Origin of the sequence: Micromonospora musae (genome assembly GCF_003626635.1) — a bacterium.
GTDB classification, from domain to species: domain Bacteria; phylum Actinomycetota; class Actinomycetes; order Mycobacteriales; family Micromonosporaceae; genus Micromonospora; species Micromonospora musae.
In genome coordinates, this window is record NZ_RAZT01000007.1 from 211,229 (window position 1) to 232,497 (window position 21,269).

The window sequence follows — 21,269 nt, forward strand, 5'->3', positions numbered from 1 at the left end:
ACCGGCCGAGCGCGGGAATCACTTTTCGGAGCCGCACTTCATCGGGTCGTCGTTCGACACCAGATAGTTGGCGATCTTTGCGTACTCCTCGCCCGGCCGAATGGAGAAGACGCTGAAGTAGAGCCGGCTGTTCTTCGGCATCTTCGCTGGCGCGATCACCATGTCGTACTGCTTGGGCGACCCGTCCGGCCAGTTGACCCGCTTGTTCGAGTAGACCTGGTCGGCCTGCGGCAGCTCCTTGCCCTCCGGCGTGCAGATGGCGTGGGTCTTGACCTCGGCGGGGACACCCGCGTCGGCCAGTGCGCTCTTCAGGGCGGCGGGATCCAGAAGCTGCCGGTAGTTCAAGGTCAGCTTCACCGTGCTGTCCGCCTGCTTGGCCAGCGTGAACGCCGCCGGCTCCATTGCCGTCGTACCGCTGCTGCCGGCGACCGGACCGGTGTCGGTCGGGGTCGCGTCGGGCTGCGCGGCGGCCGTCGGCAGGGCCAGCGCGAGCGCGGCCACGGCCGCCAGGCCACCGCCGGCGGCCACGCCGAAGAGCTTGCGGTTGCGCCGCCGCTCCCGGCCACGCTGCTGGATCGCCTCGACCGGGCGCTCCATCCGTACGTCGGAGAGGGTCTGCTTCACCGCGTCCAGCACCTCATCTTCGTTCATCATCCGATCTCCTAGCTGGCCACGAGCACGATCTGCGCCCGCAGGGTTGCGGTGGCACGGGAAAGGTGGACGGCCACGGTTCGGGCGGAGATCCCTAGCACCTCGGCTACGGCGTTGGTGTCCAGGTCGAGCCAGATGCGCAGCACGACCACCTCACGCTGCCGTTTGGGCAGCCTGCGAACGGCGGTCAGCAGGGCGTCGTCCGTGCCGAGGTCGGCCTCGGCGAGCGCCCGGTCGTGGCCGTCGAGAGCGACCTCGCGTCTGCGCCGCCGCCACCAGGACACCCGGAGGTTCAGGGCGGTGCGCACCACCCACGCCGCCGGTGCCGGATGCCGGCTCACCTTCTGCCAGGAGGCCCAGGCCCGCGCGAACGCCTCAGCGACCAGGTCCTCGGCCAGCGCGCGATCGCCCGTTCCGGCGAGTACGGCGCGCAGGCAGTTGTCCCGGGAGCGCTGATAGAAGTCCGCGAAGTCCTTCCGTTCTCGTTCCACACCTGGTGTACGCACCAGCGCCCCGATCCATTTACCGGATGCCGGAAGAAAATCGGCGCCGATCGGCTGCGACCACGACGACCGTCGGAATGTGCCGGCGACTCCGGATCAGGACGGCAGCGGGATCTTCCGCAGCTCACCCACGGTGTACTTGGCGACCTTCTCCACCATCCGGATTCCGGTCTCCATCTTGGTGTGCTGACTGGAGAGCACGGCGATGAGCCAGTCGTGCTCCGGCTCGACGAGCCGCCCGATGCTGTTGACCGCCCACTTGCCGTTATCGGCGTCGAGCTGATCCCAGCCGTTCTTGACGTAGCTCTCCGTGGTGTCGGTACCGGCGGCGGCGGTGATGCCCCAGTCCTGCTCCTCGTCGACCTTGCTCATCAGGCCGAAGAGGTAGGCGCGGTCAGCCTCGGTCAGCGGCCCGTCCTCGGCGCTGAGCGCGGTGAGCAGTCGGATCTGGTCGGCCACGGTGGTGAGCGTCATTCCCCAGCGCACGTTCGGCGCGGTCTCCTTCAGGCCGAACGCGCGGTTCGCGGCGGTCAACCCCGGCTTGCCGTCGATCCGGTCGTAGAGCGCTGAGGTCGCGTCGTTGTCACTCAGTGTGATCGACTTTCTGGCCCGTTCGCGATCGGCGCTGCTGATCTTCTTCCCGTCCTGCTGCGCGTGCCACAGCACCGCGGCGAGGATGTCGGCCTTGACGATGCTGGCCGTCTGGAAGCGCTGGGTGCCGACGGTGACGCTCACCCCGGTCACCCGGTCCTGGACGGCCACCGCGATGCGCCCCTTGGTCGCCCGCACGTACGCCTCGACCCGCTTGCGGGCCGGGCCGAGGTAGTCGGGCGTCGGGCTGGGCGTCGGCTTGGCCGACACGGCGGACGCCGGTGACGACCCGGACCCGTCGCCCGAGCCGGAGAGGCGCCAGATCGCACCCCCGCCGACCAGGCCGCCGCCGGCCAGCGTCACCAGCGCGGCCGCCAACACCCCGCGACGCGTATGGCCACGCCGGTTCGGCTCCTCCGGTGGCTCCGCACTCCGCCGCCGGCCGCCCGTCCGCTGCCGCGGAATGCCGCCGTCCGTCCGCTCGTCGGGCCGCGTCCCGGGGTGACCGCCGTCCGTCCACTGCCCGTGCCGGTCGGCCTGCGCTCCGGGGTGGCCACCGTTCGGCCACTGCCGCTGCCCGTCGGCCTGCGCGCCCGGGTATCGGTCGTCCGGCCACTGCCGGTGCGGGTCGGCCTGCCGCCCGGGACGGCCGTCCGTGCGGTGGCCGCCGTCCGTCCACTGCCGGCGCGGGTCGGCCTGCGTCCCGGGGTGGCCGCCGGCCGGCCACTGTGCGCGCGGGTCGGCCTGCGTCCCGGGGTGGCCGCCGGCCGGCCACTGTGCGCGCGGGTCGGCCTGCGTCCCGGGGTGGCCGCCGGCCGGCCACTGCCCGCGCCGGTCGGCCTGCACGCCTGGGTAGCGCTCGTCCGGCCACGGTCCGCGACGATCGGCCTGCCGCCCGGGGTGGCCCTCCCTGGGCTGGCCGCCGTCCCGCCAGTCTCCGCGCCCACCGGTCTGCGCCCCGGGGTGGCCGGGACCGCGGCGGTGATCAGGGGCGGGCTCGTGCCGATCCCCGGGCCGGTTGTGCATCGATCGCTCCAATCGCAGGACGGCACGGGCCGCCGCACATTAAACACGCCTGTCCTGCGCGGCTGTATTACGGCGAGTGACCAAACGCACATAAAGGAAGGGGCGCTGACCCGATGGTCAGGAATTGACTACACGGAGTCGGGGACGGCCTTTTTCGGCGTCCCCGGCAGTTTCCGATCCATTCATCTCAGGGCAGCGCAGAGGACCCGAACGGGGAGACCGACCCCGTCCGGCCCGGCCCCCGCCGAAGCCCGGCCCTCCACCGGATCCCGGCCCCGGCCCCTCCGCTCAAGCCCGACCCCGGCCCTTCCGCCGAAGGCCGGCCCGGTGCGCCGAGGAGACCGAATCGAGGTTGACAGCCCCGCCGCCCCCGGCGCCTACTGGGCCACCGGGCACGCGGGCGGCGCGGCCCCGACTGGCGGCAACGAAGGACGACGTGGAACCGACCGACACCCTCGACTGGGGCGAACTCGACGAGCGACACACCGCGGCGCTGACCAAGCTGGCCGAGGAGTGCCTCGCGGCCGACGGGGGCCTGCCGCTCCTCACCACACCGCCGCTGCTGCGGGCGCGCCTACTTCAGACGTACACGCTCGGCGCCTGGCACGACGGTCTGCTCGTCGCCGCGGCCGGAATCGGGAACACGGCGACGGCCGGCACCGGTGTCGGCGCGGGACCGGCCACCACGACCGGTCTGGTGCATCCGGACCGGCGCGGTCAGGGGCTCGGCACCCGCCTGATCACCTGGGCGGCCGAGCGGGCCGGCGACAGCGACCTGCTGCTGACCACCGAGACGTGGAGCGCCGACGCGGACCGCCTCCTCACGGCCCACGGCTTCCACCGGACCTTCGCCGAATCGGTGCTGAGACACGACCTGGACGCCGTGCCGGCGGTCGCCCAGCCGGACTCGGTGCGCACCGAGCCGGTGACCGCGGGGGTCGGCGGGGAGCTCTTCAGCACCTACTGCGCGGCGTTCGCCGACCGGCCGGGCTTCGTGACGCCCGACGCCGACGAGTGGCTGGCGGAGCTGTTCGAGGACGACGAGTACCGGCCGGACCTGTCCCTGCTGGCCCGAGCCCCCGACGGGCAGCCCGTCGGTTTCGTGAACGTTCTCGGCACCTGGGTCGACCAGGTCGGCGTCGTGCCGGCGTGGCGGAAGCGGCGGGTCGGGGCGTACCTGGTGGGGAGCGTGTTGCGGTCCCTCGCCGCCGAGGGCGCTCCGCAGGCGTGGCTCTGCGTCAACGACGACAACCCGGCCGGCGCGCTGTACCGGCGCCTGGGCTTCGTCGACGCCGGTCGGCGGGCCCGCTACCTGCGCCGCCGCTGACGGCCGGCGCGCGACGCCACCACTGCCCCGACCACCGGCGCCCGGGACGGCGAGCGCTCTGCCGGGCGACGACGCCGGCGGGACCGGGGAGCACACCGTCCGGCGACGACGCCGGCGCCGGACGGCGAGCCCGCACCCCACGACGACGCCGGCCCGGCGCCCACCTGGTGAGGTGGGACGCCGGACCGGTGCCGATCAGCCGGACGCTGCGCGGGGCTCAGTCGCGCCCGAAGACCTTCCGGCTGGACCCGAGCCCCAGGAACACGGTCTCACCGGTCGCGTCGTTGAGCGCGTCGTTGTCGGTGACCGCGTACACCTCGCCGTTGCCGGCCACGGTCAGACCCTCGAGCTTCTCCTGCGTCCACCCGTTCGTCGCGCGGAGCGCGGGCAGCACGTCGACGGCGAGCGTCTTCGGCAGCACGCGCAGCGGGCCCGGCGCGGCCGCCGAGTCCGGCATCGGGACGGTGTAGACCCGCTTCAGGGTGGCGGCGGGGCCGTTCAGCTTGTCCCGCTCGATCACCGCGAGCCGGTCACCGACCACCGTGATCTCGGAGAGCCCGATCCAGTCCCCCGCGACGTCGGTGCTGTTCAGCTTGTAGCCGAACCAGCTCCAGGTGCCGGCCGCGACGTCGTACCGGCCGAGCCGGACGGTGCCGGCCGGGTCGGTGGAGAGCTCACGCTGTACGGCCACCCAGACGACCTCCCGGCCGCGCCGGTCGGTCGTGGCGGTGACCCCCTCCAGGCCCTGCTTGCCCAGGCCGGCGGCGACGTCCGCCGGCAGTGCGACGACCTGCCGGGTGACCCCGGCGGTGTCCAGGCGGACCAGTGCGTTCTCCGGACCGCTGGCCCCCTCGACGGCGAGCCAGTAGCCGCCCTGCGGGCGGGCGAAGATGCCCTCGGCGTCGTAGCCGACCGGCTTGCCGGCGGCGTCCTTGACGCTCAGCGCGCCGGTGATGACGGCGGGCGAGCGCTTCACGTCGATGTCGAGGATGCGGGTCTGCGAGTACGCCGAGTCGGTGACGCTGACCAGCTCGTTCGGCTTGCCCGGCACTGCGCTCAGCGCGCCGAGGGCACCCCAACCGATAGGCGTGCCGTGCTTGTCGGAGGCGGAGACGATGCTCGGGAACGCGGGCGTGCCCTTGCCCAGCTGGTAGAGGGAGACGGAGGCCCGGACGTTGACCGAGGCGTCGTCCTCCTCGCTGGAGATGGCGATCAGCCCCCGGGACGGGATGGGCAGCAGCCCCTCCGGCCCGTTGGTGGAGGGCAGCATCTGCTTGAAGACCGGCCGGGTCGGGTTGCTGAGGTCGTAGACGGCGACGAAGTTGCTTCGCTCCGAGCCGACGAAGCCGTACCGGACGCCGTCGTATTCGGCGACCGCCACCCCCTCCGGCTCGGTGCCCTTCTTGCCGGCCCGGTCCTCGTTGTGCAGGCCGTACGTCGCGGCGAGCCGCTCGAACGTGTTGCCCGCGTCCCAGGCGACCTTGCCGGTGCGGCTGTCGAAGACGGTCCAGCCTCGGCTGCCGCCCTTCCAGTCACCCTCGTTGGCCGTTGCGAGGTAGTGGTCGTCGATCCAGGCGACCGCGTCCGGCTCGCGCGGCACGTCGGTGATCGTGCCGGTCAGGTCGATCGTGCCGTCGTCGGCGGTGTCGACCCCGCTGATCGTCGCGGTGCCCGCGCTGAAGACCCGGGTGATCCGGCCGGTGGGCAGGTCGATCAGGGCGATCCCGTTGTTCTCCTGGAGGGTCACCGCCAGCTCGTTACGGCTGTTGATGGTGACGTACTCCGGCTCCGGGTCGGTCGGGTCGGTGAGGCCGGCCTTGACCAGGGCGGGCAGCGCCTGGCCCTGCGGGCCGGTCAGCGGCACCGGCCGCACCCGCCAGCCGGCCGGGTTCGTGCCCGCCAGGTCGACGATCTGCACGAAACCGCCGGGAGCCTGGGGCAGGTCGCCCTCCTCGCCGCCGGGCGGGGTGGCCTCCTCGTCGCGCTCGTTCTCGATGGCGATCGCGCCGTACCGGTGGTTCTTGCTGATGGCGATCGAGTCGGGCTGGCCGCCGAGGTCGAAGCTGCGGACCCGCTTGCGGGTGGCCAGCTCGATCACGTCCAGGCGTCCGGACGGCTCGGTGAAGCTGCGGCTGGTGTTCACCACCACGAGCACGTACCTGCCGACCACGGCGACCGAGGTCGGCTCGTCCTCGGCGTCACCGAGCTGCGACAGCGAGAGGGTGCCGAGGCCACGGGGCTTCTCGGCCCGGGAGATGTCGAGGAAGCCGATCCGGCGTCCCAGGGCGTCGGTGTAGATGAGGGTGCGCCCGTCCTCGCTGACCGCCGAGATCTCCGCGACGGTGGGAGAGGTGGGGTCCTCGCCGGCAGGGCGGTTCTGGAAGACGGGGTAGGTGGCGACCCGGTCAAAGGCGAGAGGCTTGCCCGGGTGGTGGTTTCCGCTGGCCGAAGCCGCAGTGGCGCCGGTCAGACCGGCGGCTGCGACTCCGGCCGCGGTGAGCAGGGTGAATGCTCTTCTCAAAGTCAAGGCCTTCCTCCGTACGGTGATGCCCGGTCGGAGGCTGGCACCCTTCGGGGAGCATCAGCTTGCGGCTGCGTGAACAGTCGACGAAGTCATGCGCAGCCGCCACGCCGCGCCGCCGATCAGGGTGAGGGTGACGATGCTGATCGCGATGTCACCGACGAGGGCAGCGGCCGGCGTCGCCGGGGCGTAGGTCGGCACGGCGTAGGCGTACGCGGCGGCGACGAGCATGCTGGCCGTGCCGGCGGCGAGCACCTGTCGCTGCCCCCAACCGGAGCGCCGGGACCAGGTCACCAGCAGGGTCGCGGCGGCGGCGGCGAGCACCAGCCCGACGGCGATCCCGGCCCAGCCGGGGGCGAGATTGGAGCCGGCGTACGCCACGAGGACCACCAGCCCCGGCCAGACCGGCCGGGGCGCGCGACGACCCTTCGCCGCGACCGGTGGACGGCTGTCGTCGTGCGGCGCGGGCGCCGCCGGGACGCCGGAGTCGTGTGCCGGGACCGGTGCGCCGGCGGTGGCCGGGACCGTCGCGACGACCGGCGGCGCGGGGAGGGCCGGGCTGCCGCGGCGGCGGCGGATCAGCAGCCCCGCGCCGATCAACGCGACGGCGACCGTCACGGCGAACCCGACCTGCGCCGGGCTGGCCAGGAAGTCCTTGCGGCCCTCGTCGTCGGAGAAGATCAGGAGGCTGCCGGCGAGGTAGAGCAGTGTGACCACGGTGAGCCCCGGCCGGCCCAGCCACGGGCGCGACCGCCGATCTCCGCGCAGGAGTGACTCGACGATGACGATCGGTGCGCAGATGCTCAGCGCGATGTGGTTGCCGATGTAGTCGAACGCCTGCCGGGCGCTGAAGTCGAGCCCCGGTACGAGCGTGGCCTCGGCGGTGGCCTGGGTGTCCGCGAACTCCGTGTCGTCGAGGAAGCCTGGGTTGAACAGCGACTGGTCGACCAGCCCGGCCTGGATCACGCCGAACGCCGCGGCGAACAGCGCAATCGTCGGCCAGCCCGCCCCGACCCGGCGGGCGGTCTCCCGGATCAGCAGCGCCGCCCCGCCGTACATCGGCGCCAGGACGAGGATCACGAACGGGGTGTCGGTGAGGGTGAAGCCGCCCCAGGAGCACTCGGCGGCCCAGGGGGCGAGCAGTAGTAGCGCGACGGCCGGCACCAACCGGCGGCGCAGGGGGAGACGATCGGGGTGTCGCTCGGCGGGCATCGGCACTCCTCGGCGGCGTGTCGGGGTCATCCGTACCGTGCCCGGACCACCTGGACCGCCGCTACGGCCATCGGCAGAAGACGCGGCCGACCAAAGTCGACAGGCGGGCCGGGTGGCGGTCGCGAGTGTCGACGGCGGGTGCCGACCGGCCCGAGGCGATCGGAGGCAACCTTCTGTGGCACCGCGACGTGATAGGGGCGTGACCGACCAAGAAGAAGCGATGTCCACGGCGGACCGGTCGTACGTGGCCTTCGTCGAGGTGGCTTGGCGGCGGCATATCCGGCTGGCCATGCTGCTGACCGGCGATCGGTGGCGGGCCGAGGAGTTGCTCCAGGAGAGCCTGGTCAAGGTGTACGAGCGGTGGCGGCGGCTGTCCCGGCTCGATGACCCGCACGCCTATCTTCGCCGCGCCCTGGTCAACAACCACACGTCCAGCTGGCGGCGACGTCGCCGGGAGAACCTCGTGGCGGACGTCCCGGACCGGCCCGCCACTGGCGGCGACATCGGCCCCGACGCCCTCGTCCTGCGCGGGGCGCTCATGTCGCTCCCGGCGAAGCAGCGCGCGGTCGTGGTGCTGCGCCACTACGAGGACCTGACCGAGCGTGAGGTGGCCCGGGTGCTGGGTTGCTCGCTCGGCACGGTCAAGAGCCAGAACGCCAAGGCGCTGGAGAAGCTCCGCCACCTACTCGATGAACCCTCCTACGCGGTAAGCAGGTGATCAGTCATGATCTCACTCGATGAACAGCTCGCCCACCGGCTGCACGACATCGTCGACGGCGAACAGGACTCCGTACCCCCGGTGGAGGCGCTGCTCGACCGGGGCCGGCGGGCGCGGCGGCGCCGGAGCACCGCGATGGTCGGCGCGACGTGCGCCTTCCTGGCGTTGGGCGCCGCCACGGCGGTGACCGTGGCGACGCTACCGGCGGCGGACCGTCCGGCCGTCACCGCCGAGGGGGCGGCGCGGCCGACCTCGCCCGCGATGAGGCTGGTCTCGGCGGCCACCGCCAGCGAGAACATCAGTTACCGGATGCGGCTCACCCAGTCGGGGGGCGGGTTGAGTTACGAGGGCGCGTTCGACCCGAGGACCGCCACCGGGTACGTGCGCGCCCCGCAGGACGACTCGGTCATGACCGAGCTGCTGATCGACGGCATCCGGTACGAGGGCGGCGAACGGCCGCAGGGCACGCCGCCGGCCGACAAGGGTCCGGGCGAGACGTACGGCCGCTACGGCCAGTACCCGGGCAGGTACGACCGGCTTTCTCTCTACGGCGACGGGAACGACATCCTCGGTGCGGCGTCGCCCGACCCGGCGGTCCTGTTCGCGGCGTTGCAGCGGGCGGACGCGACGGTCACCGAGAACCCGGACGGCACGCTGCACTTCGCGTACGCGACGGAGTCCGCCGCAGGATCGAGCAGTTCGTCCGGCGACGTCACCATCGACGCCGACGGCCGGATCGCGACTGTGGCGCTCAGCAGCACCTGGCAGTCCACGGCGAAGGGCCGCCTCGACACCGGAACCGTCGAGGTGACGCTCGAACTCTTCGACTACGGCGTCGAGGTGCAGGTGGAGCGTCCCACCGACGTCGTCGAAATCAAGGAGTAGTTCCTCCTCCGTGAGCTGCCCACGACCCGACGGTCGCGGGCAGCTCACGCTCATCCGCGGCCGCGCACCGTCGCACCGTTGCGGGGGGCCGGGGTGACCCGCAGCTGGCCTGCCGGTGGCTATGGTGGGCGCACCGGCAGGGAGGAGCGCCACGATGACCGCCAGCACCCCCACGACCGCCCCGGCGGAGGCTGCCCGCAGCGCCGACCGGCCGCTGCTCACCTACCTCGACGACTCGACCGGCGTGCGGATCGACCTGACGGCGCCGCAGCTCGGCGAGTGGGCGGCGCGCAGTGCGGGCCTGCTGCGCGAAGGCTGCGGTCTCGCCCCCGGCAGCCGGGTCGCGGTGCTGCTGACCCCGCACTGGCGTACCGCAGCGGTGCTGCTGGGCGCGTGGTCGGTCGGGCTGGCCGTGTCGTACCGGCCACGGGCCCTCGCCGGCCTGCCGGTGCTCGAACCGGGTGGCGACCGGCCGTACGACGCGGTGCTCGTGACGCCGGAGCGCCTCGACGACTGGCTGGAGGACGTGCCGGACGGGACGCACCGCTATCTCGTCGGCACCGGGGTGGAGCCGCTGGCGGAGGTGCCGGTGGGCTGGCTCGACTGGTCCACCGAGGTGCTGCGGCACTCCGACGCCGCGCCGAACTACACCGAGATCCGCCCGTCCGACCCGGCCACCCCGGACGGCACCACCTACGGCGAGTGGGGCGGGCTGGCGCGGGAGATGGCCGAGCTGTGGGGGCTGCGCGCCGGCGACCGGCTGCTGGTCGACGCGGCTGAGCACGAGCAGCCGCTGAAGTGGCTGCTCGCCCCGCTCTCCGTCGGCGCGTCCGTGGTGGTCTGCGCGAACCTGGACCGGTCCCGGCTCGACGACCGGATCGCCGCCGAGCAGGTCACCCGGGTGCTCTGATCCGCCGACCGCTCCCGGCCACCCGGCGGGTTGATCGACTCGACTTGCAGGTGGTCGGGGTGTCCGGCTGGTCTGGACACCCCGACTTCAAGGAAGTGGAGTCGGGTCACAGTGGAACCGACTTCCTAGCCCCCGGGCGCTGTGGAAGGCTCCGTTCATGGGAAGCGCAATGGTACTTGCCGGTGGCGGGGTGGCCGGCATCGCCTGGGAACTCGGGGTCCTGCGTGGCCTCGCCGACGCCGATCCGGCGCTCGCCGACCGGGTCATCGCCGCCGACCTGGTGGTGGGCACCTCGGCCGGCTCGGCGGTCGCCGCGCAGATCACCAACGGCACCCCGCTCGACGACCTGTACGCGGCCCAGCTGCGCCCGGAGACCGCCGAGATCGAGGTCGACGTCGACACGGAGAAGCTCTTCGCCGACTACGGCGCGGTGCTGACCGGCGTCTCCGACCCGGCGGAGGCCCGCCGTCGGCTGGGCGCTCTCGCGCTCGCCGCGCAGACCGTGGAGCCGGCCCTCCGGCTCGCCGCGATCGACGCCCGGCTCCCGGTCAAGGCGTGGCCGGGTCGGGACGTACGGCTGCCCGCTGTCGACGCCGATAGCGGCGAGGTGACCGTCTTCACCGGCGACTCCGGGGTGTCCCTGCGCGACGCCGTGGCCGCCAGCTGCGCGGTACCCGGCATCTGGCCGCCCGTGGCTATCGGCGAGCGCCGCTACATCGACGGCGGGGTGCGCTCCATGACCAACGCCGACCTCGCGGCCGGCGCCGACCGGGTGCTGATCATCCAGCCCACCCTGGAGGGCACCCCGCAGCCGTGGGGCAACCTCGACGACGAGATCGCGGCGCTCGCCCCGGCGAAGCTGCACGTGATCAGCGCCGACCAGGCCTCCGTCGACGCGTTCGGCACCAACGCGCTCTCTCCGGCGACCCGGGGGCCGGCGGCTCAGGCGGGCCGGGCCGTCGGCAAGGCCCACGCCGTGGCCGTCGCCGCCCTCTGGGGCTGACCGGCCGACCCGCTGGCCCGCTGACCGGCCGACCCGCCGATCCGCCGACCGGCCGACCCGCTGGCCCGCCGACCCGCTGACCGGCCGACCCGCCGACCGGCGACCCGCCAACCGGCCGACTCGCTGGCCCGCCGACCGCCCCCGCCCGCTCCCGGCCGGCCGGCGGGTTGATCGACTCGACTTACCGGTAAGTCGGGGTGTCCGGCCGGTCCGGACACCCGACCTCAAGGAAGTCGAGTCGATCAAGTGGCCTCAAGCGGCCTCAAGCGTCAAGCGGCCTCCGTCGGCGCCCGGCGGCGTCCAGCGGCCGACCGGCGCCGGCGACCGCCCACCGCTCTCACTCGGCTCCGAGGACCCGAGCGACGCCGGCGGGCGGTCGCGGTTCGTCAACGCCCGTCGGTCTCCTCGGCGAGGTGCTCGCCGTAGGCGTACCAGCTCGTGCCGAGCTTCGGCCCCCACTCGACGGTCAGCGGCGGCTCGGGCTCGTCGTCCGGGTCGCGCAGCGGGAGGCCCGCGTTGAGCAGCGGCTGCCACTCCACGGTCAGGAAGGGCTCGGTCATGACCACGCCTCCTCCGCGACGAGCGGGTCGTTCGACAGCTCAGGTGGCACCGTCTCATCGCCCGGGGCCATGCCCCGCGCCTGCGGCGGCGCGAAGACGGGGTCGGCCGGTGCCGCCCGATGATGCTGCGGGTGCCGGTGCTGGTAGTCCAGGGCGGCCTGGACCAGCGCCGGCTCGGAGAAGCGGGGGCCCCAGAAGGCGGCGTTGATCGGCAGTCCCTCCGTGCTGTCGTACCCGATCGGGAAGGTCACCATGGGCCAGGTGAGCGCGTTGGGGAGCTGGTAGAAGCTGCGGTAGTTGCGCAGCTGTGTGCCGCCGAACCGGGGTCCGATCTGCGCGCCCATCGGCAGCACGAGCATGAAGTCGACGCCGGCCTCGTCGAGCGCCTGCTGGTAGTTGGCCTGCAGCGTGCGGCGGCGGCGTTCGCCCTCGTCGCGTACGGCTGTGGGGATCGCGCCGGCGGCGGCCGCGGCCCGGGCGAGGTCGCCGAACTGCCGCTCCAACGCGGGGGCGTTCTCGGGGTGCGACTCGGCGAACGCCTGGATCGCCTGCCAGTAGCGGATCTCGTAGCGGTTCGGGTTGAGCACCGCCGTGGCGGGCGACACGGCGTCGCCGTCCGGCAGCGGGAGACGTTCGGTGGTGCGGAAGTACGGGTCGTTCGCCGACACCGTGACGTCGAGGCCCGGGAACTCCTTGACCGTGGCGCCCAGCGCGACCAGTTCGGCCTTGAAACGCTCGAAGGCGGCCCGGTAGTCGCCGTCGTACGTCTCCGCGGGTGGGACGCCCGTGCCGCCCCGGGTCATCCAGTCGGTCTGCGGAATGCCGATGGTCGTACCCGCCAGGGGGCGGCTGCCATGCCGCGCGGCCAGGGGGAGCGCGGGGAAGGGGTGCGGGGCGGCGAGGGTGAGCGGGTCGGGCGCGGGGTCCGGGCCGAGGACGGCGGCGAGCACGAGCGAGGCGTCCCGGATCGACCGGGCGATCGGCCCGAGCACGTCATAGCCGGGCGAGAGCGGCATCGTCCCGGCGGTGGAGACGAGACCGAGCGAGGGCTTGATGGCGCTCGCGCCGTTCGCCGCCGCCGGCATGATGATGGAGCCTCCGGTCTCCTCACCGATCGTGGCCGCGGCCAGTCGAGCCACGGTGGCCACTCCGGACCCCTGGCTCGACCCGCCGGGGATGAAGCGCGGGTTCCAGGCGTTGCCGGCGAATGTGCCGGCGATGCTGCCGGAGAAGGCCGAGGCGATGGTGTGGCCGATGATCACCGCTCCCTGTGCGCGCAGCCGCGCCACGATGGTCGCGTCGCGGCGGGACAGGTTCCCGTCGTACGCGTGGGTGCCGTTCTTCGCCTCCAGCCCCTTGACCGCGATCGAGTCCTTGATCCCGAAGGGGATGCCGCAGAGCAGCGGTGGCCGCCGATCGTGGCGGAGCACCCGGTCCGCCGCCGCGGCCTGGGCGAGGGCGCTGTCCCGGTCGATCCGGACGAACGCGTTGTACCCGCCGTTGTCGCCGTAGACCTCGAAGGGGCCGTTGAGCCGATCGATGCGGTCGAGGTACGCCCGCGTCACCTCGACCGAGCTCAGCTTCCGGGCGCGTAGCAGCACGATCAGCTCACTGAGCTCGTAGTCCACGAACCGCGACCGGCGCGGGATCTGGCCGACCGACGGCAGCTGTCTGAGCAGGTCCGGAGTGGAGTCGGGGGCGGCCGTGACCGGTTGCGCGGTGACCAGGCCGGCCACCGTCGCACCGGCTGCCGCGGCGCCACCGCCGAGCAGGTACCGGCGCCGGACACCCGGCTGGGTGTTCTCCGTTGTGGTGGGTGTCGTGGTGGCGTGAGTGCTGTTGCCCATGAAGGCTCCCGTCTGCCAGGAGGGCGGGCGCGTGGGATCGCCCGAAACGCCGGGATGGCGCCGCCGGGAGGATCGTCACGCACGAGCTGTCGCATTGATGTTGCCAACTGCTTTCCGTCGGGTAAACCGGACCTTCACCGGGTTGTCTGCGGTGCCGACCTTCGCTACGGGCGGGCTCCCGCGCGTCCGGGCGCCTCTTCGAAAGCGCTCCTCGCCCCCCTGCCGTTACATCGGGATCAGCCCTCTGAGCAGGGCTTTTGTCGACGCTCCTGACGTGGTCTCATACCGGGCAGACGACGCCACCGACCTGGTCGTGGCAACCCCGCGTCGATTCCGCACCGCTCCCATCCCCTGAAAGGTGCACCGATGCACAGGAGACCGATCTTCCGACTGGCAGTTCTCACCGCCACCGCCGCGACGTTGCTGGCGTCCGGTGGCACCTACGGCGCGGTCGCGGCGGCACCCGCGACCGTCGCCCCGGGTGCCGAGGCGTGTGAGCCGGGCGCCGACGAGCAGAGCGTGGCGCGGGTCGCCGAGGGCGCCACCGTCAAGGAGCCGGAGCTGTACGCCAAGAACGAAGCGAACGCGTACGGCGTCATCAAGGATTCGCCGCGCCTGCCCAACGGCAGCGTCACCATTCCCACGATCTTCCACATGATCTCCGACCATCCGCTGAGCGCGGCGGAGACGGCCCGGTGGAACACCCTGATCGCGGCGCAGATGACGGTGCTCAACGACTCGTTCGCGGGCCGTACGGCGGCGGACGCCTCCGACACGCCGTTCCGGTTCTCCCTCGTCGACACCACCTGGACGGTGAACAGCGCCTGGTACACGGTGGTGCCGGGCAAGAACGAGCGGAACATGAAGCAGGCGCTGTACACCGGCGACTCCCGCACCCTGAACGTGTACGCGGCGAACATCGGCGGCGGGCTGCTCGGCTGGGCGTACTTCCCGAAGGGCTACAACAACGGCCGCGACTACATCGACGGCGTGGTGATGCTCGACGAGTCGATGCCGGGCGGCACGGCCGGCAAGTACTCGCTGGGTGACACGCTGACGCACGAGGTCGGGCACTGGCTGATGCTGGAGCACACCTTCGCGCACGGCTGCTCGGCCTCCGGTGACTTCGTGGCGGACACTCCGCGGGAGGCGGCACCGCAGTTCGACTGCCCGGTGGGCGCGGACACCTGCACCGCACCCGGCCTGGACCCGATCCACAACTTCATGGACTACACGCAGGACTCCTGCATGAACATGTTCACCCCGGGCCAGGCGGACCGGATGAGCGACGCCTGGGTGGCGTTCCGGGCCGGCGGCAGAGGCTGACGGCGGGGACCGGGCGGGCCGCGCCGACGCGGTCCGCACGGTCGCCCGAAGCCACCCGAATTGGCGTACACCGTTGTCGTCCCGCTTCGATACCCTCGTGCAACTCGATGGCGATGTACGCCGTCGTTCACGGGGGAGGGGTATCGTCGTGCGCGCACGAAGACTGCTTGCCGCGTCACTGGGCACAGTGCTCGGTGCCGGCCTGATCAGCGTCAACACCAGCCCGGCGCAGGCCTACGAACAGCGCGACACCGGCAAGTCCGGTTGGGCCTACACGGATTCGCACCTGCCGAAGAAGTCGTTCGTCAACCCGTCCGGGGACGCGCCGATCGGCGCGTGGACGGACGCGGCAGGCGCTCGGCACAAGTCCCGGTCCTACTTCACCTTCGACGTCGCACGCTTCCGCGGGACCGTCATCCACAAGGCCGACCTGGTCATCGAGGAGCGGTCGGCGGCGGACTGCGCGACCGCCCAGCCGGTCGAGCTGTGGCGCACCGACCCGATCACGGCGACCACGAGCTGGAACTCGTCGCCGCGCCGCCGCGAACTGCTCGGCACGGTCCAGGCCGGCGGCGAGGCGGCCTGCCCCGGCTATCTGGTCTGGGACATCATGCCCGCGCTGCAGAAGCTCGCGGATCAGGGCAAGCAGACGCTGACCGTCGAGATCCGGCTGCCGCACGGCTTCGAGGCCAAGCTCTCCCACGGCCGTAAGCTCCGCCCGTTCCCGGTGATCCACAGCGAGTCGAACCACGCGCCGACGGTGGGGCAGATCGGGCTGGAGTTCCCGTCGTGGGCCTGCGGGACGTCGGCGAAGCCGCAGCCCGTGGGACCGCGCTACTACAGCCTGATGGTCAGGGGCGCGGACGCGGACCCCTACGACTACGACTACAGCGGGCAGTTCGCCGCGTGGCCGGTCGGCGACGAGAACCAGCGTGCCGAGCAGTTCGGGTCGAGTTACGGCGGCGCGCTGTCGAAGATCGACTGGGACATGTCGCAGTACCCCGACGGCACCGTGGTGGCCTGGACCGCCCGGGCCTACGACGGGCACGACTTCTCGGCCTGGGCGAAGCCGTGCTACGTCAAGGTGGACGCGCAGCGGCCGGCCACTCCGGTGGTCGTCTCGGCGAAGTACCCGGACGACGGCCAGCCGCACGGCGGGTCGGGAGTGCCGGGCACGTTCACGTTCAAGGCCAACGGGTCGCCGGACGTGGTCGGCTACTACTGGGGGCGCTTCGGCGAGACGTACAACTACATCCCCGCGCCCGCACCCGGTGCCGACGTGACGCTCGAATACACCCCCACCTCGTTCTTCGAGTCGCTGAGTGTACGCAGCGTGGACAGCGCGTCGAACTCCTCGGAGACTGTCCGTTACGAGTTCCGGGTGAAGTCGACCGCGCCGCAGGTGCGGGTGACGATGGGCGGCGTCGGTCTGCCCAGCAAGCTGGCCGTCTCCACGAACGTCGAGGGGGTCACCGAGTTCGGGTACCGCATCGGCGACGGCGGTGAGACCCGGGTGCCGGCCGGCGCCGACGGCACGGCCGAGATCCCCGTCGTCTTCGACCGGACGGGCAACGTCAAGATCGAGGTACGCAGCTACGCCGGGAGCGAGCTCGTCGGCGGGTACACCGAGACCGTGTCGGTCCGGGACACCCCGACCGTGGCGTCGGACGACTTCGCCTTCCCCGAGCACGACGGGGTGGTGGACCGCCCCGGCACCTTCACGTTCCGGCCCGGCCGGACCGGCGTGGTGGCGTACGAGTACACGCTCGGTGGCGGCGATCTGCAGCGCCTCGACGCGGCGGCGGACGGCACCGCGGTGCTGCGATGGACTCCGACCGAGCCCAACTGGTACGTGCTGAACGTGCGCAGCATCAGCGCCGACGGCACCGTCTCCGAGGCCGCACAGTACGAATTCAACGTCATCGACATCAAGCCGGGCGTCTACTCCAGCACCTACTACGAATACGGCGCCTGGGGAGGCGTGGGCATCCCCGGCGAGTTCGACTTCGGCACCGCGATGCCGGATGTGGACGTCTTCCTCTACCGGCTCAACGACGGGCCCGAGCAGATCGCCAACGCGGAGTACGGCTCGGCTCGGGTGACGCTCGCGCCGGACCGCTCCGGCAGCAACACACTGACCGTGCGTACGCGTTTCCTGGACGGGTCCTTCTCGCCGTCGCGCACCTACACCTTCGAGGTCAGCGACGCGCCGGTGGTGGCGTCCAGCGACTACCCCGAGAACGGCGACGCCGGCCAGCCCGGCCAGCCGGGCCGGTTCACCTTCAACCCGGGCCGCTCCGGCGTGACCGAGTACCGCTACGTGCTGGAGTACACCGGCGAGGAGCAGGTGGTGGCCGCCGGCGCGGACGGCCGGGCCACAGTCGAGATCACGCCGACGCACTCCGGTTACACGCTGCTGACGGTCACCAGCCGGACGGCCGACGGCACGGTCAGCCCGGAGCGCCGGTACTACTTCCGGGTCCGCGATCCCCGGGTGAACGTGAGCAGCGCGTACGACGAGTACAGCCCGCGCGGCGGGATCGGTTCGGTCGGCAGGTTCGGGGTCTACACCGAGATCAGCGAGGTGACCACCTTCGAGTACCAGCTCAACGGCGGGGCCTGGCAGAGCGTTCCGAAGGAGCCCGACGCGCTCGTCACGGACATCTCGGTGACCATGGACCGCAACGGCGCGAACGTCTTCTCGGTGCGGGGCCGGACCGCGTCGGGCGACTACACGCCGCAGACCGACTACCCGTTCCTGGTCGGCACGGCACCGAAGGTCGCGTCGAGCACCTATCCGGCCGACGAGTGGGCCGGCGGAGTGGGCGTACCGGGTGAGTTCACCTTCACCCAGGGCAGCCCGGGTGTGGTGGAGTTCGAGTACACGGTCGACGACGGGCAGCCGCTGACGGTGGCGGCGAACGCCGCCGGAGTCGCCACCGTGACCTACACGCCGACCTCGTTCAGCTCGCACACCATGCGGGTGCGCGGGCGCACCGCCGACGGGGCGTGGACCGACATGACGAGCTACTACTTCCTGGTCAACTTCTCCTGACCCGATGGTGACGGTGGGCCGCCCGTGCGGGCGGCCCACCGTGCTCGCTCAGTCGACTGCCGGCAGCGAGGGGCCGAGGACGTCGTCGGCGTCCACGATGGTGTACGCGTACCCCTGCTCGGCGAGGAAGCGCTGCCGGTGGGCGGCGTACTCGGTGTCGATGGTGTCCCGGGAGACCACCGTGTAGAAGTGCGCCTGCCGGCCGTCGGCCTTGGGGCGGAGCACCCGGCCGAGGCGCTGCGCCTCCTCCTGCCGCGATCCGAACGTGCCGCTCACCTGGATGGCCACGGCCGCCTCGGGCAGGTCGATGGAGAAGTTGCCCACCTTCGAGATCACCAAGGTGCGCAGCGAACCGGAGCGGAACTCGTCGAAGAGGCGTTCCCGCTCCTTGTTGGTGGTCGAACCCTGGATGATCGGCGCGTCCAGGTATTCGCCGAGCTGGTGCAGCTGGTCGATGTAGCCGCCGATCACCAGCACCTGGTCGTCGGGGTGCCGGTCCACCAGCGCCTTGACCACGGGGAGCTTGGTGCGGGCGGTCGCCGCCATCCGGTAGCGCTCCTCGGCCTCCGCCGTGGCGTACGACATCCGCTCCGCGTCGGTAAGCGTCACGCGTACCTCGGTGCACTCGGCCGGGGCGATCCAGCCCTGCGACTCGATGTCCTTCCACGGCGCGTCGTACCGCTTCGGGCCGATGAGGCTGAACACGTCGCCCTCGCGGCCGTCCTCGCGGACCAGGGTCGCGGTGAGGCCCAGCCGGCGGCGGGCCTGGAGGTCCGCGGTGAACCGGAAGATCGGCGCGGGCAGCAGGTGCACCTCGTCGTAGATGACCAGGCCCCAGTCACGGGCGCCGAAGAGGTCCAGGTGGGTGAAGGCGCCGCCGCGCCGTGAGGTGAGCACCTGGTACGTGGCGATGGTGACCGGGCGGATCTCCTTGCGCTCGCCCGAGTACTCGCCGATCTCCTCCTCGGTCAGCGAGGTGCGGGCGATCAGCTCACGCTTCCACTGCCGCCCGGCGACCGTGTTGGTGACCAGGATCAGCGTGGTGGCCTTCGCCTCGGCCATCGCGGCCGCGCCGACCAGCGTCTTGCCGGCGCCGCAGGGGAGCACCACGACACCCGAGCCGCCCGCCCAGAACGTCTCGACCGCCTCCCGCTGGTACGACCGCAGCGTCCACGGCTTCCGGCCTTCCTTGCCGGCCTCGGCCAGCTCGATCGGGTGCGCCTCGCCGTCGACGTACCCGGCGAGGTCCTCGGCGGGCCAGCCGAGCTTCAGCAGCGCCTGCTTGAGCCGGCCCCGCTCGGAGGGGTGCACCGCGATCGTGTCGTCGTCGATCCTGGCGCCGAGCATGCCGGCGAGCTTCTTGCTCTTGGCGACCTCGACCAGCACCACCCGGTCCAGCGCCCGCAGCACGAGGCCGTGCACCGGGTCGTTGGCGAGCTGGAGCCGGCCGTACCGGTCCATCGTCTCGGCCACGTCGACGAGCAGCGCGTGCGGCACCGGGTAGCGGGAGAACTTGATCAGCGAGTCGACCACGCTCTCGGCGTCGTGCCCGGCGGCCCGGGCGTTCCAGAGGCCGAGCGGGGTCAAGCGGTAGGTGTGCACGTGCTCGGGGGAGCGCTCCAGCTCGGCGAAGGGGGCGATGGCCATCCGGCACGCCTGCGCGTCGGGGTGGTCGATCTCCAGCAGCAGGGTCTTGTCCGACTGCACGATCAGGGGTCCACCGCTCACGCCAGCGTCCTTCCGTCCGATGGGCTGCCCGACGAGGTGGAGTACCCACCGCAGGCCGACCATCCAGTGTTGCACGCGGCCGGAGCCGGACAGGAAGTTGCGCACGGGGTGCAACCGACCCGGCACTCGTGAACGTCTAAGAATGGGACGGCTGCCCAGGGAGGCCCCATGAAGCGTGTTCGGACAACTTCCCGGCTGGTCGCCCTCGTGGTGGTCACGCTGGTCGGCGCCGGTGCGTGCGCGCTCGATCCGCAGGCCGGCGGGAGTGGGGGCGGGGGCGCCGCTCCGGTCGGCGCGGCGGAGCAGGTATCGGGGGCGAGCGCGGCGCCCGGCCCGGACCAGCCCCCTGCCACGACGCCGGCGAAGCCGAAGGCGACGCCGACCCGGATGGCCCCGCCGACGAAGCCGGCTCCGAAGCCGAAGCCTTCCACCGCCGCGCCGTCCGGCTGCCCTCAGGGCGAGCACCAGCGGGCCGTGGAGGCGTACCTGGCCCAGCTGGGCGGCTTCGGCCGGGTGACCGTCGACGGCCGGCAGTCCGCCGCCGACTGCGCCGCCATCAAGAAGTTCCAGAAGAGGTACGACATCCGCCCGGTCCAGGGCCGCGCCGGGCCCACAACGTACGACGTGGCGAAGCGGCTCGCCACCACCGACACCAGCCGCTGCGAGGCCGGGTCGGGGCTGACCTTCTGCATCGACCTGACCCGGCAGACCACCTGGGTGATGCGCGGCGGCGAGGTGGTCGTGGCGCCCACGGTGACCCGTACCGGGATGTCCGGCTATCGGACGCCGGCCGGCACCTACAAGATCAACTTCCGTAACGTCAAGGAGTGGTCCGACCCGTACGAGGTCTGGCTGCCCTACTGGCAGCACTTCACCCAGGGGATGGGCTTCCACGAGACCACCACCTACCTGCACGACAAGTCGATCGGCTCGCACGGCTGCGTCAACCTGCTGCACGCCGACGCGGTCCGGTACTGGGAACTCGGGAAGGTCGGCAGCCGGGTGGTGCTCGTCGGCCGCCGCCCCGGCACCTGAGCCGCTGATCAGCGGGCGGGAGTCGGGGTGTTTCACCCTGTCACTCCCGCCACAACGGTGCCACTCTGGACGTCCGGCGTCGTACCGGACGGGGAGGCGCAGATGGCGCTCGATCATGAGGTGGCCCGGCAACGGGACGAGGAAGAGGTGTCCACCGCGACAGTGGTCGCCTACGTGCTCGCCGCGGTGGTCCTCTTCGGCTGGTTCCTCTACGGCTGGCTGGTGCTCCGGCAGGGCTTCGTCAACTCGATCGGCGAGGCCGCCGGCACCGGGTTCGCACTGCTGCTGATCGTCTCGATCGTCGGCACCGTACGCCGCAGCCGCCGCTGACCCGGCCGGCCGGATCGCCGGCGGCCGGGCCCGCTCCGCTC

General features: G+C 72.1%; 17 protein-coding genes. 9 read left to right on the forward strand and 8 right to left on the reverse strand.

Annotated features, from left to right (window positions below):
- Nucleotides 1-18 precede the first annotated feature (18 nt).
- From D7044_RS15560 to D7044_RS15570, 3 genes are all read right to left on the reverse strand, one after another.
- On the reverse strand, nucleotides 19-654 hold the full coding sequence (locus D7044_RS15560) for a hypothetical protein (protein ID WP_120689359.1): 636 nt from the start codon (nucleotides 652-654) through the stop codon (nucleotides 19-21).
- A gap of 8 nt (nucleotides 655-662) precedes the next feature.
- Nucleotides 663-1,142, reverse strand: a complete 480-nt coding sequence (locus D7044_RS15565; protein WP_233562883.1) for a sigma-70 family RNA polymerase sigma factor — start codon at nucleotides 1,140-1,142, stop codon at nucleotides 663-665.
- 108 nt (nucleotides 1,143-1,250) lie between these two features.
- The gene (locus D7044_RS15570) at nucleotides 1,251-2,591 is read right to left on the reverse strand and encodes a serine hydrolase (RefSeq protein WP_120689360.1); all 1,341 of its coding nucleotides are present in this window, start codon (nucleotides 2,589-2,591) and stop codon (nucleotides 1,251-1,253) included.
- Between the two features lie 616 nt (nucleotides 2,592-3,207).
- On the opposite strand from D7044_RS15570, the gene D7044_RS15575 reads away from it, so the two are divergent.
- Nucleotides 3,208-4,098 (forward strand): GNAT family N-acetyltransferase, encoded by an 891-nt coding sequence (locus D7044_RS15575; protein ID WP_120689361.1) that lies wholly within the window; start codon nucleotides 3,208-3,210, stop codon nucleotides 4,096-4,098.
- 217 nt (nucleotides 4,099-4,315) lie between these two features.
- Here D7044_RS15575 and D7044_RS15580 read toward each other — a convergent pair whose 3' ends face one another.
- Nucleotides 4,316-6,625 (reverse strand): esterase-like activity of phytase family protein, encoded by a 2,310-nt coding sequence (locus D7044_RS15580; protein ID WP_120689362.1) that lies wholly within the window; start codon nucleotides 6,623-6,625, stop codon nucleotides 4,316-4,318.
- A gap of 54 nt (nucleotides 6,626-6,679) precedes the next feature.
- Entirely contained in the window at nucleotides 6,680-7,831 is a 1,152-nt protein-coding gene (locus tag D7044_RS15585) for a hypothetical protein (RefSeq protein WP_120673639.1), read from the reverse strand.
- 220 nt (nucleotides 7,832-8,051) lie between these two features.
- Here D7044_RS15585 and D7044_RS15590 point away from each other — a divergent pair, with 220 nt between their 5' ends.
- The 4 genes from D7044_RS15590 (at nucleotide 8,052) to D7044_RS15605 (ending at nucleotide 11,347) form a co-directional block, all read left to right on the forward strand.
- Nucleotides 8,052-8,549, forward strand: a complete 498-nt coding sequence (locus D7044_RS15590; protein ID WP_120673638.1) for a SigE family RNA polymerase sigma factor — start codon at nucleotides 8,052-8,054, stop codon at nucleotides 8,547-8,549.
- A 6-nt stretch (nucleotides 8,550-8,555) separates the two neighbouring features.
- Nucleotides 8,556-9,434, forward strand: a complete 879-nt coding sequence (locus D7044_RS15595) for a hypothetical protein (protein WP_120689363.1) — start codon at nucleotides 8,556-8,558, stop codon at nucleotides 9,432-9,434.
- Between the two features lie 154 nt (nucleotides 9,435-9,588).
- A complete protein-coding gene (locus tag D7044_RS15600) occupies nucleotides 9,589-10,344 on the forward strand; it encodes a TIGR03089 family protein (RefSeq protein ID WP_120689364.1) in 756 nt (251 codons plus the stop codon).
- 157 nt (nucleotides 10,345-10,501) lie between these two features.
- Nucleotides 10,502-11,347 (forward strand): patatin-like phospholipase family protein, encoded by an 846-nt coding sequence (locus D7044_RS15605; protein ID WP_120689365.1) that lies wholly within the window; start codon nucleotides 10,502-10,504, stop codon nucleotides 11,345-11,347.
- A 386-nt stretch (nucleotides 11,348-11,733) separates the two neighbouring features.
- Here D7044_RS15605 and D7044_RS32410 read toward each other — a convergent pair whose 3' ends face one another.
- Entirely contained in the window at nucleotides 11,734-11,907 is a 174-nt protein-coding gene (locus D7044_RS32410) for a hypothetical protein (RefSeq protein ID WP_158609262.1), read from the reverse strand.
- Nucleotides 11,904-13,754 (reverse strand): amidase, encoded by a 1,851-nt coding sequence (locus D7044_RS15615; RefSeq protein WP_120689367.1) that lies wholly within the window; start codon nucleotides 13,752-13,754, stop codon nucleotides 11,904-11,906. Before D7044_RS15615 ends, D7044_RS32410 begins: the two co-directional genes overlap by 4 nt.
- Before the next feature lie 366 nt (nucleotides 13,755-14,120).
- Between D7044_RS15615 and D7044_RS15620 the strand changes: the two genes are divergently transcribed.
- Nucleotides 14,121-15,080, forward strand: a complete 960-nt coding sequence (locus D7044_RS15620) for a zinc metalloprotease (protein ID WP_120689368.1) — start codon at nucleotides 14,121-14,123, stop codon at nucleotides 15,078-15,080.
- A 148-nt stretch (nucleotides 15,081-15,228) separates the two neighbouring features.
- Nucleotides 15,229-18,135, forward strand: a complete 2,907-nt coding sequence (locus D7044_RS15625; RefSeq protein WP_120689369.1) for an RHS repeat domain-containing protein — start codon at nucleotides 15,229-15,231, stop codon at nucleotides 18,133-18,135.
- A gap of 48 nt (nucleotides 18,136-18,183) precedes the next feature.
- Here D7044_RS15625 and D7044_RS15630 read toward each other — a convergent pair whose 3' ends face one another.
- Nucleotides 18,184-19,863, reverse strand: a complete 1,680-nt coding sequence (locus D7044_RS15630; RefSeq protein WP_120673969.1) for a DNA repair helicase XPB — start codon at nucleotides 19,861-19,863, stop codon at nucleotides 18,184-18,186.
- 168 nt (nucleotides 19,864-20,031) lie between these two features.
- Here D7044_RS15630 and D7044_RS15635 point away from each other — a divergent pair, with 168 nt between their 5' ends.
- Nucleotides 20,032-20,898 carry a L,D-transpeptidase family protein gene (locus D7044_RS15635; RefSeq protein WP_120689370.1) on the forward strand — a complete coding sequence of 289 codons (867 nt, stop codon included), beginning with the start codon at nucleotides 20,032-20,034 and terminating at the stop codon, nucleotides 20,896-20,898.
- Between the two features lie 102 nt (nucleotides 20,899-21,000).
- Nucleotides 21,001-21,228 carry a hypothetical protein gene (locus D7044_RS15640; RefSeq protein WP_120673968.1) on the forward strand — a complete coding sequence of 76 codons (228 nt, stop codon included), beginning with the start codon at nucleotides 21,001-21,003 and terminating at the stop codon, nucleotides 21,226-21,228.
- The last annotated feature ends 41 nt before the right edge of the window (nucleotides 21,229-21,269 follow it).